Raw genomic sequence first — 14,760 nt, 5'->3', positions numbered from 1 at the left:
CATCTTTAAAATTGGTAAGACAGGGAGACTCCCCACTCTCTGGGTGGGGCCAGGTAATGCTCCGCAACCCCGAATACTTCGGTAAAGTCATTGCCGCCAATTAACACTCGTTTATCTGTGAGGTTGCGAACAAAGAGTGCAACTTCCATTTGGGCTGTGATGGCGTGACTGATACGTGCATTTAACAGAGCAAAACTGCCTTGCGCCCCAAGTTCAGTATTATAAACATCGTTATACGTTTTGCTGCGAAAGCCCCAGTTGAGTGACACTTTTAGCGGGTGCCGCTGTGCAATCGGCCAGTGGTAACGTAATCCAAATGCGGCGGTCCAGCGCGGGGAACGCATTACTGTACTGTCTGTTGTTACCTGCGTGGCTGTACCGACTGAATCAAACTGTGCATCTGTATACGACAGGTTACCTGAAAGGTGCCAGTCGTGTGCAGGTATGGCCTCAAAACTGGCTTCAATACCCCGAATACTGGTTTCCCCGACATTGTCGATAAAGATCTCAAGGCCGGCTTCTGTCGATTGGCCACCTCGCAGCTGCATGGCTTTGTGTTGCATATCAAAAGCCGCAACGCTGAGCTGAAGGGTATCTGACAGCAATTTAGTTTTATAGCCCAGCTCATAAGCTGTCAGGTATTCGGGGTCAAATGGCTGAGCTGAGGTAGGTGAATTCGGAATGCCGTTGAAACCACCTGATTTAAAGCCCCGTGATGCGCTTAGATAGACGAAGTGTTTGTCGCTGAAGTGATACTCTAAACCGCCTTGCGGAGAAAACACTCGCCAGCTTCGCTCAATGGGGCCGCCGTTTTTTTGCCCCTGAGTTTGCAGCGTCCTGTCAATCAAAATGACCCCGGCATTGTCAGCGTCACTCTGAACCTGTTGCATCTTATCTTCAAATGTGAGCCGCCCACCAAGGTGAAAAGCCCAGTGACGTGTTAGTGCGTATTTGGCATGGGTATATATAGCGGTACTTTTAATGTCCACTTCATTATCAAAACCACTGTCTATATCCAGACCAATGTTGAGCGGGTTACCAGGCCCTCCTATGCTGGTGGGGTTATTCAGTGGTGAGCCATCCAGCGGACCTGGTACATTTTCCAATGCCTCATATAACCCACCAATAAAGACCAGATCGGTGAGATGATTGATGTGTTCGTCAAAGTGGAATAAGCCGACTAACCAACTGAGTTGATCGTCCAGCGCACTGCCGCTGATATTAAGCTCCTGACTGAACTGAAACTGACGCTGAAAGTCCTGTGTATCGCCAATGACTACGGGGTTATTATCAAAATCACGGCCATAGGTTGCGTAAAACTCCCGATAAGCCGTTAATGACTTTACTTGCCACTGTTGTGGGGTTTGCCATGCGACAGAGAGTAAAGCCCCTGACTGATCCAGTGTGTTAAAGTTCGTGCCGAGCGAAGCGCTCTGGTGTGATGAGTCGAAGATTTGCAAAGGCGGATAAGGGTCAGTAATGCCACTTTGTGTGACTAAGTCGTTGTACAGCACCAGCAAGTCGGCCTGATCGTTTTTAGCAGCAAGGATAGACGGCGCGGATCCTGAATTGATCCTGCGCTGATCCAGAGACAACTGTGCCGTTAAATTTGGTGTCATCTGATAACGAAATTTGGCGGTGATCGCCCATTCATCTTGCCCGCCCTCAAACTCACCATTCTCACGCCTGACAAAACCATCCCGGTTGAGATGAGTGAATGTCAGGCGGCTACTGAGTGAATCGCTGAGCTCAAGGTTAGTGCGCATACGGACATCTCGGCGTTCAAAAGCGCCCAGCGTGATTTCGCCATCTGCGAATGTATCTGCGACGGGGTCGTGGGTGTAGATTGTGACAGCGCCACCGATGGTGTTTTTACCGAAAATAGCGCCTTGTGGGCCTCTCAGTACTTCTATCTGACGCACATCATACAGGTCAAAAATTCCTCCAGGGGAACGGGCATAGTAGACCCCATCAAGGTAGAGCCCCACACTGGGGTCTACGGTGGGCAAAGGGTCCACCTGACCAATGCCGCGAATGGTGATGTTGGCGCAGTGTGTACAGCCAGAATTTTCGCCGACTGTGGTGATATCTATATTGGGAATAAAGTACGCGGCCTCCAGCAAAGTATTGACGTTGCGTTCGCGCAGAAATTGTTCAGGCATAACAGAAATAGAGACGGGGATAGCCAATGCATCCTCTTTGATTTTACGTGCCTCAACGGTGACTTCCATCAGCTCATCAATCGACAAAGCAAATACATCATTGTCACTATCGGGCTGTGTGTCGGCCCAGGAAATTGAGCTAAATAGCACGCAACCTGCGCATAAGCGCGTGATGCAGGGGAGTCTATTGTTCATTCAGTACCTTATTGATGACAATTATTCCTACTCCCTGGAGAATAATGCGGCTCCAATGACCCCATTTATCGGATCGTTGCCATTGAGTATAGCAGCTAAATTGCGGCTCGCAGGACTGCTGCACAAACTCAACTATGCAGAGGAGCACCAGCAGGTACTCAGCAAATCTCAATAATATGATGGGGTGTGTCGAATGCATTATTTTGTAACATTTGTGTGTTTTTTGTGCTTTTTTAGTTTGGGTTTTTGTGATTTTATGGTCATGAAACAATAACCCAGAAGGAAGCTAAACTATGAAACTACAGTTAAAAACCAGCAAGCTAAAGTGTCTGAATGAACAACATAAACAATTGGACCAGGCTAATACACCTCAGGTGGGAGGTGGGTACACGACTAAGCCCTGGACGGTCTGGTGTGAAGAGTTGAGCAAAGGACCTGATTGTCGTGCTTAGCGCTGAAAACTGACGAGTAGTTAGTGGTGCGGTGCACCACTTCTTTAGGAGTGTGTTTTACGAAATTCTGAGATCGCGTGGTGCATATGAGGCCGGGCGAACTGTATTTCCAGTGGTACGGTGAGCAAAGGGTATGCCAATCCACACACAAGTAGCACAGGTAGCAATAGCCAGCCCTCTATAAACGCCAGCGCCATAAACAGTGGCGTCAGTAGCAAAAGTTTGGCGATATTAAGCAAAATCTTGTGCGATGCCGGCAGCTGGGCCAGAGCCAGCGCTTTGATACGTTGTTTATCGCGCAGTGCAAAGTCATCTAATTCGGCAAGTTTACTGAGTCTGAAAATCATTTACTTCTCATCTTTTAGCAATAAATACTGCGGCAAAGGCGATAAAACAGAGGCTGTAAAGTGCAAATATGACTTCCATCCAGCCAGGCATCGACAGGCCCGCGAAAAACCAGTCTATATTACCACAATCGCCAGTTGCCGCGAAGAAGGCCGGGAGCCATTCATGCAGCGGCATAAAGCTTGGAAAATTAGGCACAAAGTCACAGGTAAAAGCAAAAGGATCTGTGGTGGTTTGCATACTAATGTGCTCTTTTGCCAGTAACCAGCCCCAAATGGCCGATACGCCCCAGCAGCTTAAGGCAATGAGTCTTACAGGCAGGCTAGCTGGTGAAGCGAGTCCTATCAAGCCTGCAGCGACAATTCCCAATGTGGCTGTGCGCTGATAAATACACATGATGCAGGGCTCAAGACCCATACCATACTGGAAATACAGGGCGATTGCTTCTAGTACAAAAGCAGAAAAAAATAATAAGCCCCAGGCAAGCCGGGTGCGAGAAAATTCAGCAAGTTTGTTCAACATAAGTGTTCCTTTTTTTGCCCATTATTATGGCTTTGTCACTGCATCCGGGCAACTGGTTTCAGACTAGTCGTGCAGTTTGACTGCTGAATGTAATATTAGTTTCAGGGACAGAGATGTTTCAAAGGCTAAATGTGGTATCTTCTGTGCCATTAAATAGTAAAGGAAAAATGAGCAATGCAGTCTGTTGTACGAGTTGGTGTGGCTGTGGTGATTAAACGCCGGGGACAAATCTTACTGGGTGAACGCATTGGTGCGCATGGTGCCCACACCTGGGCGACGCCAGGCGGTCACCTTGAAGTTGGAGAGACGATAGAGCAGTGTGCGCGACGTGAAGTCCTGGAAGAGACCGGCCTTGAACTGACCCGGATCACACAATTGGATTACACCAATGATGTTTTTGAATCCGAAGGTAAGCACTACATCACCTTATTTGTGCTGGGAGAGTGCTTAGAGGGTGACGCCCAGTTGCTGGAGCCTGATAAATGTCTGCAGTGGCGCTGGTTCTCATCCGATACTTTGCCACAACCTTTGTTTTTATCTTTGCAAAATTTATTGGCTCAAAACCCCACTGGGCTGAGTTAACACGCTGAGGTGTAGGTGTCATTTCAAGATCTCATTTTGGCAAGTAGCGCGACAACCTGCTTGTTATTTGCGTTTTTATTGCTGTCTTTGGATCACAAATCACGCAAAAACAACCGTTACCTGCTGAGCTATTTTGCGTTGATTGGGTTGGTGCAGCTGCTGGATATCGCCAGTGGCACGCGTGACACCCTACACCTTTTTATCGTGCCAATTGCACTGATGCTGGGTCCGTTTTTTTATTTATATGTGGGATCGCAGACCCTTCATCAGACTGTCAGTCAGCGACAAAGGTATTTGCTATTCTTGCCCGCTGGTTTGTTTTTGTTGCACCTTGTGCTGGTCAAGGCGTCAGTGCTTGAAATGCCGCTAATAGCGCATAAAACAGCCTTGATGATACTGGCACCAGCAGAGCTGGCCTATGTCATTGTTGTCTATTTCCGGCTAAAACAAACATCACATTTTCTCAACGAGACATCTGGTGCCTCTGAGCCGGTCAAACTGCGCTGGCTTCACTCTTTATGTCATCTCAATATGCTGATCCTGGTGTTCGAAATTATCTATCATATTTCATATTCAACCGGAGCGTTGTCAGTGGCGCATAGCAGAGTGTTCATCAATATCGCGTTACAGTTGTTTTTACTACTGATAGCCTGGCGGGTTATTCGTTCACCTGAGGTGATCTATACCGAGCAGCAACGTCTGGCAGTGCGCAAAAAGTACCAAAAGTCGGGTTTGACGCCTGCGTTGTCAGCCTATTATGGGCGTAAACTGGATACCCTGATGAATGATGAACAACTGTTTCTGGACAGTGAGCTTACTTTAGGCACATTGGCAGAGCGAGTCGGGCTAAATCCACATAATTTATCGCAGTTGTTAAACGAACATGTTGGTACAGGCTATCATGACTATGTCAATGGCTTTCGTGTCCGACAGGCGGTTGAACTGCTCACAGCCACAGATTATTCGGTGGAAGAGATTGCGTTTCGTGCAGGGTTTGGTACCCGGGCTTCATTTTATGCTGCATTTAAAAAGCATCGTCAGCTTACCCCTGCACAGTGGCGTACTCAGTCTCAGCGACCTGACAGTTTGCGCCAGAGTAATTCAACGGGTCCAGAAGAATAGCGTTCCAGCCATCGTTTTGAGCCGTATAACTGGATAGCCCAGACGATCATGATAGTTATGACAGCACCCGATATCTGGGTATTGGCATAGAAACCGAGCCCATAAAACCAGAACGTACAGAGCAGGCTTTGTAGTAAATAATTGCTCAGAGCCATGCGGCCAACCAGACCCAAATAATCCCGCCAGGGCTTCAGCCATGCTCGCTTACTGATATAGGCCAGTAGAGCTATATAGCCGCATGCAGTAAGTACAGATCCCCAATAGTTCCAGAGTGTATTTTTGAAAAAGTACTCTGGGAATTGCCAGTGTTGGTGCTGGTTAAGCCACAGCCCGGTGAAAGATAAAACCATGCCAGCAGGGGTAGCAAGCAGCGCCACATTGCGATAGCTGCGACAAGACAAGTGACCCGATATAAACCCGAATCGGTAGAGCGCAAGGCCAATTAGCATCAAACCCGATACCCGAAAGACTCCCCAGGCAGGAAAAGTCGAGAGATGAAACTCAGCGGCCAGATGCGCACGCATGCTGACTTGCTCTAACCAACCGGCAGTGAAAGCGTCCAGTTCGGCTTGATTGACGACTACGGAATGAGCAAAGTGTTGGGCAACGACTTCGGACAAAACCGGGTCTGGCAGGTGTTTGAGTGCATTAAATGTCATCAGGCTGTTGGCACTGCCAGCAGCCAGTATCAGCAATCCAAAGAGTAGCGTTAACAAAGCGGACACACGGATAAATAACAAGGGAAGCAGGCCACACAGAGCATAATAGACCAGAATGTCACCATGCCAGATCAGGTAGGCATGGATCAGACCAATGAGCAGCAGCATGGCTAACCGTCTCAGGTAATAGCCATAGGGCGACTTGCCGATAGTTAGTTGTTTATCGCAAATAAGGGCTGTACTGGCCCCAAACAGCATGGAAAAGATAGCCATAAATTTTTGATCAGCGAAAAGATACTGTATCTGCCACCACAGATGCCCACTGATAGATTGGTCTGTGTGTGCCAGAGGAGAGAAATATGCGGCATAGGGCTCAGAGAAAAGACGAATATTCATTAACAGAATACCGAGGACGGCGGTGCCTCTGATGACGTCGAGTATAGTTTGTCTGGGTTGGTTCATTGTAATGCTCAGCTAAATTTAAATCATGCCGAACGCTAACATGTTCAGATCGTCGGCCTGCTTAATCTGGCCGGAATTGACATCAATGCACACTAAAAATAAGCAAGTGAAACATTTAACTGTCTGATATTGTTATTTATAAAACCTGATTGGACACAGTATTTAAAAAAGCGGTTAAAGTTTACTTTTTTGTGGCTTTAGGCGCTTTCCGGCCAGTTTCATGAGCCGCTGAAAAGTCGGACAGGCGAGATGATTAGGCGCCGGGCAATGTGCCGCATGATGGAGGCCGTCTCGAATGGCTTGCATAGAGGCTATTTGCTTATCCAGTTCCGCGGTTTTTTGGCGCAGCAGGGCGCGGTCTATGTCTACCCCTTTGGGCAGTAGCATCTGGCCGATTTCATCCAGAGACAAACCGACAAAACGGCCCAGGTTTATGAGTGCGAGCTTCTCCAGCACGGTGGCGTCGTAATAGCGACGCAGCCCGTGTCGACCAGCGCTGTGGATCAGGCCTTTTTGTTCGTAATACCTGAGTGTGGAAGGTTTCAGCCCGGAGGCTTTGGCGACATCAGCAATATCCATGTGTTCCTCTTTGATATGAAATCGCAGGCAAAGTGTGCCTATCAGTGCTTGACCTAAAGTCGACTTTAAGTTGTAGCATGGTTTATATCACTTGACGAGAGGAGACTATGATGAATTTTGATCCTATGTGGGATGTTCGTTTTGCTGCATCCGATTATGCTTATGGCACAGAGCCGAATGATTTTTTAAAGGCAAAAGTAAAGCAGCTTAAAGGCAAACGTGTATTGAGTCTGGCGGAAGGAGAAGGACGTAACGCGGTGTATCTGGCTATGCAGGGTTTTGAGGTAACGGCTGTCGATGCCTCCATTAAAGGGATAGAGAAAGCACGGCTGTTGGCCGAGGCGATGAATGTGCGGGTCAGGTTTATTCAAGCTGATTTGGCTGAGTTTGAACTGGGCACAGAGCAATGGGATAGTATTGTGTCGATATTCGCACCGTTTGCAAAGCCTGTGCGTGCGCAATTACACCAGCGTGTGGTAAAGGCACTTAAACCCAATGGGGTGTTTTTAACAGAGGCCTATTCGCCTGAACAGATCCAGTTCGGGACGGGAGGTGGAAGTGATGTGGAAACAATGTTGAGTGCAACCCAGCTGGCTGAAGAATTACCGGGGCTGGACTGGACGCACCTTGAACAATTGGAGCGCCCGGTTTTAGAGGGTCAATATCATACAGGGCTGGCTGCTGTGGTTCAGGGGATCGGCGTTAAACCTTAATGTACCGGTAAAAAAGTATGGCGACGTGGCCTGGTATGTTCCTTTATTCGTGCTTTTCCTTCATGATGTTATCTGAGGTTGCACCGTGGCACAGATATGCCTTGTTAGTTCTAAATCATCTGGTACAATCAGTGGATTATTGAGTTGCAGAAGCCTGTCGGTGTGCTACGTACAGAAGCGCAGGCTTGTCGACGTACTTTATGTTGTCAAAAGTGGTGTTAAATGAGAATCTTTAAAGCCAAGAGCCCAGCAGGTTTTGCTGAGGAGTATATTGTCGAGTCAATTTGGAATGGCGAATTTCCTCCCGGCTCCATTTTACCAGCCGAGCGTGAGCTGTCGGAGCTTATTGGTGTTACTCGCACCACCTTGCGTGAAGTATTGCAGCGCCTGGCGCGTGATGGCTGGCTGACTATCCAGCATGGTAAGCCAACGCGGGTAAACAATTTCTGGGAAACGTCTGGTCTGAATATTCTCGAGACGCTGGCACGGCTGGACGAGGACAAGGTCCCTGAACTGACTGACCAATTATTGTCTGCACGTACCAACATCAGCGCTATCTATACGCGTGCGGCCATTAAGTTCAATCCTCAATCTGTGGTCGACATTTTGTCTAAGCATGCGGAAGTCGCAGATACGGCAGAAGCGTTTGCTGAGTATGACTATCGAGTTCATCACCAGTTGGCCAGTGCCGGCAACAATAAAATTTACGTGCTAATCCTTAACGGATTCAAAGGGCTCTATTCAAAGATTGGCTGTCATTACTTTTCAGATCCGCGTACCCGCGAACTTGCTCGCGAGTTTTATGCTGATTTGACAGCGCTGGCAGAAAAAGGCGAGCACGACGGCGCCATTACACTGATGCGTAAATACGGTCATCGCTCTGGTGAGATTTGGCAGCAGCTACGTGGTGATATGCCTGACGACATCATGGATTAAGGGTTAACCAATCCGCATGAAAAAGCACCTCAGGGTGCTTTTTTTGTACCCGAAAGTTGTTGTGATTCTGGTTAATCACTGTGCCATCAATTTATTAGATGGCTGCTATCGGATAATTCGATTGTATCCTTTTGAAGGAACAGCATAAACTGAGCGCCAAATAATACCAATTGGTATAAGGGTTGTTTTTTTATAAAACGCCTCAATAATAAGTGACAATTCACAGTGATACAGAAATACGTTGCCTTACTGGCCGTGTGGCTCTGAGTCAATGTGGAACTTTGGAACTCAAACTAACTATTTGGAGATAACAATGGGTGTATTAGTAGGCCGCAAGGCACCTGACTTTACAGCAGCAGCAGTTTTAGGTAACGGTGAAATCGTAGATGGTTACAATCTACATGAGCGTATTAAAGGTAAAAAAGCGGTTATTTTCTTTTACCCACTAGACTTCACTTTCGTTTGTCCTTCTGAGCTAATCGCATTTGACAAGCGTTACGAAGAATTCCAAAAGCGTGGTGTTGAAGTGATCGGTGTATCTATCGATTCTCAGTTCTCTCACAACGCATGGCGTAACACCCCAGTAAACGAAGGCGGTATTGGTCCGGTTAAGTATGACCTGGTTGCTGACGTGAAGCACGAAATCTGTCAGGCATATGATGTTGAGCACCCAGAAGCTGGCGTTGCTTTCCGTGGTTCATTCCTGATCGATTCTGAAGGTAACGTACGTCACCAGGTAGTAAACGATCTGCCTCTGGGCCGTAACATCGACGAAATGCTGCGCATGGTTGACGCGCTGGCGTTCCACGAAGAGCACGGTGAAGTATGTCCAGCAGGTTGGACTGAAGGCAAAAAAGGTATGGATGCAAGCCCTGAAGGTGTAGCTAAGTTCCTATCTGAAAACGAAGGCGACCTGTAAGCTCGACTTTGTTGTTCTGAAAAAAACCCGCTTTGTGCGGGTTTTTTTATACCCCGATTTTGCCTTGTCATGATGCACGTCCTATCGACCACTTGTGATTGAGACGTTTGATTAACTCTACCGAACCATACGCCAGCATTAAACTGATAACTGGCGTGACCAGCAGGCTAAATAGTGTCATTTCATTCAGCATATTACTGTTCCTTGCCTGATGTTTGTTGTGCTTCTTCTTGCTCTGGCGTGAATGATTTAATCAACGCAGCTTTGGTGCTTTCTTTCAGTTCAACCAGATTTGCTTTGATGGTCTGGCTGATGTGAGACTTCATTTCAGTGAGTATCTCCTGAGTTGCAGAAGTAGTCCCGCTATTGATAGCTGACATTGCGCTGACGCTGGCGACGGTTGTGGCATTGACGCTGGCTGTCACACTGCTATTGCCTGCTGCGATAGCGCTTGTGCTCAGACCAAAAGTCAGAATAAGGATGCTAAGTTGGGTTGCGGTTTTCATTGTCTGGTTCCTTTTGCGTTAGTTACGATGACTTTATTGTGTTAGTCGTTCTAACTATTACAAAGGTTGTGCCAGCTTAAAGAAAAATTATAAATATATGAATTATATTGGTTTTTAAGTTTGTGAACTCGCTGGTCAAAATCTAGGTTGAGTATTTTGACCAGTCTGGATGGTGGTTTTAACCAATAAATGGTTAACTTTGCTCAAGTAGCTGATAGATCAATTGTTTCACGACCTGAGGTTCGAAAGGCTTATCACATAAAGCGTTCACGCCAGATTGCGCAATGTTAGCCAGATGCGTTTCATTGGCCTCAGAGGATACCATGAGGATTGGCACGTGATTATGCTCATTGGAGTTTCGAATGGCTTCAGCCAGCTCCTGGCCATTCACTTCTGGCATATTGAAGTCGGTGATGATCAAATCAAACATGCTCTCTTCTAAGATTGTGAGCGCTTCGGCCCCATGCTCCGCTTCACTGATCCGAGTTGCGCCCAGGTTGTTCAGCACCCGGCGGATGTGATTGCGCGCCAGACGTGAATCGTCTACGACCAGGATCCGCAGCTCCTGAATATCATACAAGTCCAGCTCCAGCTCTTCCGGAGAGAGTATATCCAGTGTCGCGTTGATGGCTTTGCCCAGGTGCGTTTTGTTGAAAGGTTTCGGCAGAATGGCAACCACACCTGATTGCTTGAACGCTTCCAGCTGTATTCTGCGTGTCTCACTGGATACCAGCATAAAGGGCAGTTGGTGATCAGCCAGCTCGGTATGGATGTGCTGCAATAAGGTCAGTGCTTCACCGTCAGGCAGATACAGTGCACTGATCACCAAATCGGGCTTGCTGTTATTCAGGCTCTCGATTGCGGCAGCAAGTGTGTCCACGCTCTCGATATTGCGGATCCCTTCTTCCTGAAGTTCGTTGCTGATGATCCGTCTTTGTGTCTGGGACGGTTCCAGAAGTAGGATGCTCAGATCTGAGCTTAAAAGTTCATTCATGGTATGACAGCAAATGTTGAGAATAAATAGTCAGATTACCTAGCAATATAACGTATTTGCAACCGTGTCGCTAGCTTGGTGAGCAGAGTGTTAAAAGGTCTTACACGAAAATAGGATGGGAGAGGCGATAGGCAAAGTCGGGTGTTTGTCTATTGGGTAAATCTGGATGGCGCGACAGGGCGATGCGACTTTGACTGCGCACGCCCGGTTTGTCATTAACGACGAAATTCCATATTTTGTGGCAAATCAACCAGGATCAAGACTGCACCCTTGCCACCATATTCTAACGGGGCCTGGTGGATTGCTAATATATCCGGGTGTTGCACTAAATATTGCGGCACTTTGTGCTTTAACACGCGCTCACCAATGCCATGTACAACGCAGGCACAAGCGACATGCTGTTTTTTGCAGGCGTGGATCAACGCAGCCAGCTCATCTTTGGCCGTTTCTTTGTTCATACCATGCATATCGAGGATCAGCTCAGGCGCGTAATCACCGCGGCGCAGTTGCTTGGCGAGATACTTGTCCGCACCCGGGCGAACATAATTGACGGTGCCATGAGTGTCTATATCCGGAACATATTCGTCTGAAAAATAGAACTCTGCCTGATGCTGCTTTTTTTGTTCGGCGATCACTTCACCCTTAAAGCGCGTCTGACGTCTGGCTTGTTGCACGGTATCTTGTTTGAACTGACTGGTGCCCGATATTGCCTCGCGGAACAAGGCGAAATCATCAGCTGGCAGTTGTGAGTTTGGTTTATCTGTGTTCATAGCGCCATTTTAAAGAAAAAAAGCGTAAAAACCTAGCGTAAAAACCGTTACAATGCCGCCATGCATTTAGTAGTGAGAGCAACTCATGAGCGACTCTGTTATTTCTCAGGCGATGGCTGAAGAAGCCTATCAGGATTTAGTCACCATACAGGATTGGTTACGCTGGACTGCGAGTCAGTTTGCGGGCAATGGTGTATTTTTTGGTCATGGCACCGATAACCCATGGGATGAGGCGGTCAGTCTGGTTCTGCCATTGCTTAACTTGCCCGTTGATGCGCCGAAAGAGTTAATCAGTGCGCGTCTGACACACAGCGAGAAAGTCCGGCTGGTAGAATACCTTAGATTACGCATCGATGAGCGTATTCCGGTTGCTTACCTGACTAACCAGGCCTGGTTTGCGGGGCTGCCGTTTTATGTGGATGAGCGTGTGTTAGTGCCCCGTTCGCCTTTTGCTGAGCTGATCGAAACGCAGTTCACGCCGTGGTTAAAGTCACCGGAAAAAGTAACGCGTATATTAGACATGTGTACGGGCTCGGGGTGTATTGCAATCGCACTGGCCAAAGCCTTTGAGCAGGCTCAGGTAGATGCGGTTGATATTTCTTTCGATGCCCTGGCAGTGGCTGAAATGAACATTCATGACCATCAGGCACAGGAGCAGGTTTTTGCGATTCAGTCCGATGTGTTCAGCGGTGTACCTGGACAGCAATATGATCTGATCGTAGCAAACCCACCTTATGTTGATGCGGAAGATATGGCGGATCTCCCGGAGGAGTTCCACCATGAACCAGAACTCGGCCTGGCCTCAGGTGAGGATGGTCTGGATGTTACCCGGACTTTATTGCAAGAGGCTGCCGGACACCTTACAGATGAGGGCTTGTTATTTGTCGAGGTGGGTAATTCTATGGTACATATGGAAGCGCTTTATCCAGGCGCGCCATTTACCTGGCTAGAATTTGAACGCGGCGGACTGGGCGTGTTTGTGATCAGTAAAAAACAGTTACTGGATTACTTTAACGACTAAGCGTTTTCCTGCAGGCAGGGAAGCGCGATGGTGTTTTTTTGGAATGAGGAAAATCAATGGCAGGCAACAGCATAGGCCAACTATTTAAGGTAACGACTTTTGGTGAAAGCCATGGTCTCGCACTGGGCGGTGTGGTAGATGGTGTCCCGGCGGGGCTTGAATTGGACGAAGCGGATCTTCAGGTTGATCTGGACAGGCGCAAACCTGGACAAAGCCGCTATACGACTCAGCGCCGCGAAGGGGATGAAATTAAAATCCTCTCTGGGGTGTTCGAGGGGAAAACGACTGGCACCAGTATTGGTTTGTTAATCGAGAATACCGATCAGCGCTCCAAAGACTACAGCAAAATCAAAGATGTTTTCCGCCCAGGTCACGGTGATTACAGTTATTGGCACAAATACGGACACCGTGACTATCGCGGTGGCGGACGCTCGTCAGCCAGAGAAACGGCCATTCGTGTTGCGGCGGGTGGCATTGCCAAAAAATACCTTAAGCAGGTGCATGGTGTTGAGATCCATGCCTGTTTGTCCCAGCTCGGGCCTATTAAAGCTGAGCAGTTTGACTGGCAACAGGTTGAGCAGAACCCCTTTTTCTTTCCTGATGTAACCAAACTGGACGCACTGGACGAATATATGCGGGATCTGAAAAAGCAAGGTGATTCGGTTGGCGCCAAAGTCAAAGTCGTGGCAAAAGGGGTTCCGGTTGGCTTAGGCGAGCCGGTATTCGACAGATTGGATGCTGAACTGGCGCACTCTCTGATGAGTATCAATGCCGTAAAAGGCGTTGAGATTGGTGATGGTTTTGAGGTGGTTGAGCAAAAAGGCTCAGAGCATCGCGACGAGCTAACGCCAGACGGGTTTACCAGTAATCATGCTGGTGGTGTACTGGCGGGTATTTCGACAGGCCAGGACATCATTGCTTCCATCGCACTTAAACCGACTTCCAGTATTACGATCCCGGGTCAGAGTATCAATACGCAAAATGAATCGGTAGAGATGATCACCAAAGGGCGTCATGATCCGTGTGTTGGGATCCGGGCGATACCGATTGCAGAAGCCATGATGGCAATCACTTTGATGGACCATTTGCTCAGACAACGTGGTCAGAATCCACATGTTGAGTTATCCCACGGTCCTATTCCTGCGCAACGCACTTAACGGTGGAGCGGAGAAAAAAAGCCAGCGCTGCGTCGCTGGCTTTCTTTTACGTTAGCTTACCGCTTCAAGAAAACGGCGTTCTACTTCTTGCCAGTTAACCACTTTGTAAAATGCCTCTATATACTCAGGTCTGCGGTTTTGATACTTGAGGTAGTAGGCGTGCTCCCACACATCGAGCCCTAACACAGGGGTCAGGCCGTCCATAAATGGACTGTCCTGATTGAGTGAGCTGGTGACTAGCAGGCGCTTTTGAGCATCCACGACCAGCCAGGCCCAGCCACTTCCAAAACGACTTACCGCAGCCTGGGTAAATTGCGTTTTAAATGTGTCGTAATCGCCAAAGTGCTTATCAATGGCTGAGGACAGTTCTCCCTGATGCAGCTGTCCGCCTTGTGGCGACATGACTTCCCAGAATAAAGAGTGATTGTTGTGACCACCGACGTGATCGCGCACAGCACCACGCAATGTCTCTGGGAGATCATGGATGTTGGTTAGCAGCTCTACGGTAGATTGGCCTTCAAACTCGCTACCTTCAAGCGCAGCATTGGCTTTGTTGACGTAAGTCTGATGATGTAGGGTGTGATGGATCTCCATGGTTTTACTGTCAATATGCGGCTCTAACGCATCATAGGCATAAGGTAACGCGGGCAGTGTAAATGCCATA

The 14,760-nt window shown here is 48.1% G+C and carries 18 protein-coding genes; 8 read left to right on the top strand and 10 right to left on the bottom strand.

Annotated elements, in window-relative coordinates:
• Window positions 1–5 precede the first annotated feature (5 nt).
• Window positions 6–2,357, bottom strand: a complete 2,352-nt coding sequence (locus QNM19_RS09425) for a TonB-dependent receptor (RefSeq protein ID WP_049865029.1) — start codon at window positions 2,355–2,357, stop codon at window positions 6–8.
• A gap of 293 nt (window positions 2,358–2,650) precedes the next feature.
• Here QNM19_RS09425 and QNM19_RS09420 point away from each other — a divergent pair, with 293 nt between their 5' ends.
• Window positions 2,651–2,809: a hypothetical protein gene (locus QNM19_RS09420; RefSeq protein ID WP_156202325.1), complete on the top strand. Its 159-nt coding sequence runs from the start codon at window positions 2,651–2,653 to the stop codon at window positions 2,807–2,809.
• 44 nt (window positions 2,810–2,853) lie between these two features.
• Here the strand turns inward: QNM19_RS09420 and QNM19_RS09415 are convergent, their stop codons facing one another.
• Together QNM19_RS09415 and dsbB are read right to left on the bottom strand one after the other, a co-directional pair.
• Window positions 2,854–3,156, bottom strand: coding sequence for a hypothetical protein (locus QNM19_RS09415; protein ID WP_049865031.1), 303 nt, complete (start codon window positions 3,154–3,156; stop codon window positions 2,854–2,856).
• Between the two features lie 7 nt (window positions 3,157–3,163).
• Window positions 3,164–3,673 (bottom strand): disulfide bond formation protein DsbB, encoded by a 510-nt coding sequence (gene dsbB / locus QNM19_RS09410; protein ID WP_417712165.1) that lies wholly within the window; start codon window positions 3,671–3,673, stop codon window positions 3,164–3,166.
• Between the two features lie 177 nt (window positions 3,674–3,850).
• On the opposite strand from dsbB, the gene QNM19_RS09405 reads away from it, so the two are divergent.
• Entirely contained in the window at window positions 3,851–4,258 is a 408-nt protein-coding gene (locus QNM19_RS09405) for a nucleotide triphosphate diphosphatase NUDT15 (RefSeq protein ID WP_049865033.1), read from the top strand.
• Between the two features lie 15 nt (window positions 4,259–4,273).
• Window positions 4,274–5,380: a helix-turn-helix domain-containing protein gene (locus tag QNM19_RS09400; protein WP_049865034.1), complete on the top strand. Its 1,107-nt coding sequence runs from the start codon at window positions 4,274–4,276 to the stop codon at window positions 5,378–5,380.
• On the opposite strand, the gene QNM19_RS09395 is transcribed toward QNM19_RS09400, so the two are convergent.
• Window positions 5,329–6,501 carry a DUF418 domain-containing protein gene (locus QNM19_RS09395; protein ID WP_082225465.1) on the bottom strand — a complete coding sequence of 391 codons (1,173 nt, stop codon included), beginning with the start codon at window positions 6,499–6,501 and terminating at the stop codon, window positions 5,329–5,331. The genes QNM19_RS09400 and QNM19_RS09395 overlap by 52 nt on opposite strands.
• A 174-nt stretch (window positions 6,502–6,675) precedes the next feature.
• A complete protein-coding gene (locus QNM19_RS09390) occupies window positions 6,676–7,080 on the bottom strand; it encodes a helix-turn-helix domain-containing protein (protein ID WP_010382369.1) in 405 nt (134 codons plus the stop codon).
• Between the two features lie 107 nt (window positions 7,081–7,187).
• On the opposite strand from QNM19_RS09390, the gene QNM19_RS09385 reads away from it, so the two are divergent.
• The 3 genes from QNM19_RS09385 to QNM19_RS09375 all read left to right on the top strand — a co-directional run bounded on the left by QNM19_RS09385 (window position 7,188) and on the right by QNM19_RS09375 (window position 9,648).
• Window positions 7,188–7,793: a class I SAM-dependent methyltransferase gene (locus QNM19_RS09385; protein ID WP_284026623.1), complete on the top strand. Its 606-nt coding sequence runs from the start codon at window positions 7,188–7,190 to the stop codon at window positions 7,791–7,793.
• Between the two features lie 222 nt (window positions 7,794–8,015).
• Entirely contained in the window at window positions 8,016–8,729 is a 714-nt protein-coding gene (fadR, locus tag QNM19_RS09380) for a fatty acid metabolism transcriptional regulator FadR (RefSeq protein ID WP_010382365.1), read from the top strand.
• 313 nt (window positions 8,730–9,042) lie between these two features.
• Window positions 9,043–9,648, top strand: coding sequence for a peroxiredoxin C (locus QNM19_RS09375; protein ID WP_010382361.1), 606 nt, complete (start codon window positions 9,043–9,045; stop codon window positions 9,646–9,648).
• Window positions 9,649–9,715: 67 nt separating this feature from the next.
• Here the strand turns inward: QNM19_RS09375 and QNM19_RS09370 are convergent, their stop codons facing one another.
• From QNM19_RS09370 to smrB, 4 genes are all read right to left on the bottom strand, one after another.
• Entirely contained in the window at window positions 9,716–9,841 is a 126-nt protein-coding gene (locus tag QNM19_RS09370; protein ID WP_257721229.1) for a hypothetical protein, read from the bottom strand.
• 1 nt (window position 9,842) lies between these two features.
• Window positions 9,843–10,154, bottom strand: a complete 312-nt coding sequence (locus QNM19_RS09365; RefSeq protein ID WP_049865036.1) for a hypothetical protein — start codon at window positions 10,152–10,154, stop codon at window positions 9,843–9,845.
• Between the two features lie 193 nt (window positions 10,155–10,347).
• A complete protein-coding gene (locus QNM19_RS09360) occupies window positions 10,348–11,148 on the bottom strand; it encodes a response regulator (RefSeq protein ID WP_049865037.1) in 801 nt (266 codons plus the stop codon).
• 215 nt (window positions 11,149–11,363) lie between these two features.
• Entirely contained in the window at window positions 11,364–11,918 is a 555-nt protein-coding gene (smrB, locus tag QNM19_RS09355; protein ID WP_010382355.1) for an endonuclease SmrB, read from the bottom strand.
• Window positions 11,919–12,003: 85 nt separating this feature from the next.
• On the opposite strand from smrB, the gene prmB reads away from it, so the two are divergent.
• Together prmB and aroC are read left to right on the top strand one after the other, a co-directional pair.
• Entirely contained in the window at window positions 12,004–12,939 is a 936-nt protein-coding gene (gene prmB / locus QNM19_RS09350; RefSeq protein ID WP_010382353.1) for a 50S ribosomal protein L3 N(5)-glutamine methyltransferase, read from the top strand.
• Window positions 12,940–12,995: 56 nt separating this feature from the next.
• The gene (aroC, locus tag QNM19_RS09345) at window positions 12,996–14,096 is read left to right on the top strand and encodes a chorismate synthase (RefSeq protein ID WP_284026622.1); all 1,101 of its coding nucleotides are present in this window, start codon (window positions 12,996–12,998) and stop codon (window positions 14,094–14,096) included.
• Window positions 14,097–14,147: 51 nt separating this feature from the next.
• Here aroC and QNM19_RS09340 read toward each other — a convergent pair whose 3' ends face one another.
• Window positions 14,148–14,759: a superoxide dismutase gene (locus tag QNM19_RS09340; RefSeq protein WP_049866399.1), complete on the bottom strand. Its 612-nt coding sequence runs from the start codon at window positions 14,757–14,759 to the stop codon at window positions 14,148–14,150.
• Between the last annotated feature and the right edge of the window lies 1 nt (window position 14,760).

Origin of the sequence: Pseudoalteromonas ardens, from assembly GCF_030125445.1 — a bacterium.
GTDB lineage: Bacteria > Pseudomonadota > Gammaproteobacteria > Enterobacterales > Alteromonadaceae > Pseudoalteromonas > Pseudoalteromonas ardens.
The sequence above is the reverse complement of the archived record's forward strand: the minus strand, read 5'-3'. Positions and strand labels throughout refer to the sequence as shown.

What these genes read in the sequence shown, in the direction of transcription:
- QNM19_RS09395 (WP_082225465.1), bottom strand. Translation starts at nt 6,501, where the DNA reads ATGAACCAACCCAGACAAACTATACTCGACGTCATCAGAGGCACCGCC.
- QNM19_RS09340 (WP_049866399.1), bottom strand. Translation starts at nt 14,759, where the DNA reads ATGGCATTTACACTGCCCGCGTTACCTTATGCCTATGATGCGTTAGAG.
- QNM19_RS09405 (WP_049865033.1), top strand. Translation starts at nt 3,851, where the DNA reads ATGCAGTCTGTTGTACGAGTTGGTGTGGCTGTGGTGATTAAACGCCGG.
- smrB (WP_010382355.1), bottom strand. Translation starts at nt 11,918, where the DNA reads ATGAACACAGATAAACCAAACTCACAACTGCCAGCTGATGATTTCGCC.
- QNM19_RS09390 (WP_010382369.1), bottom strand. Translation starts at nt 7,080, where the DNA reads ATGGATATTGCTGATGTCGCCAAAGCCTCCGGGCTGAAACCTTCCACA.
- aroC (WP_284026622.1), top strand. Translation starts at nt 12,996, where the DNA reads ATGGCAGGCAACAGCATAGGCCAACTATTTAAGGTAACGACTTTTGGT.
- QNM19_RS09425 (WP_049865029.1), bottom strand. Translation starts at nt 2,357, where the DNA reads ATGAACAATAGACTCCCCTGCATCACGCGCTTATGCGCAGGTTGCGTG.
- QNM19_RS09385 (WP_284026623.1), top strand. Translation starts at nt 7,188, where the DNA reads ATGATGAATTTTGATCCTATGTGGGATGTTCGTTTTGCTGCATCCGAT.
- QNM19_RS09370 (WP_257721229.1), bottom strand. Translation starts at nt 9,841, where the DNA reads ATGCTGAATGAAATGACACTATTTAGCCTGCTGGTCACGCCAGTTATC.
- QNM19_RS09415 (WP_049865031.1), bottom strand. Translation starts at nt 3,156, where the DNA reads ATGATTTTCAGACTCAGTAAACTTGCCGAATTAGATGACTTTGCACTG.
- QNM19_RS09420 (WP_156202325.1), top strand. Translation starts at nt 2,651, where the DNA reads ATGAAACTACAGTTAAAAACCAGCAAGCTAAAGTGTCTGAATGAACAA.
- prmB (WP_010382353.1), top strand. Translation starts at nt 12,004, where the DNA reads ATGAGCGACTCTGTTATTTCTCAGGCGATGGCTGAAGAAGCCTATCAG.
- QNM19_RS09360 (WP_049865037.1), bottom strand. Translation starts at nt 11,148, where the DNA reads ATGAATGAACTTTTAAGCTCAGATCTGAGCATCCTACTTCTGGAACCG.
- QNM19_RS09365 (WP_049865036.1), bottom strand. Translation starts at nt 10,154, where the DNA reads ATGAAAACCGCAACCCAACTTAGCATCCTTATTCTGACTTTTGGTCTG.
- fadR (WP_010382365.1), top strand. Translation starts at nt 8,016, where the DNA reads ATGAGAATCTTTAAAGCCAAGAGCCCAGCAGGTTTTGCTGAGGAGTAT.
- QNM19_RS09375 (WP_010382361.1), top strand. Translation starts at nt 9,043, where the DNA reads ATGGGTGTATTAGTAGGCCGCAAGGCACCTGACTTTACAGCAGCAGCA.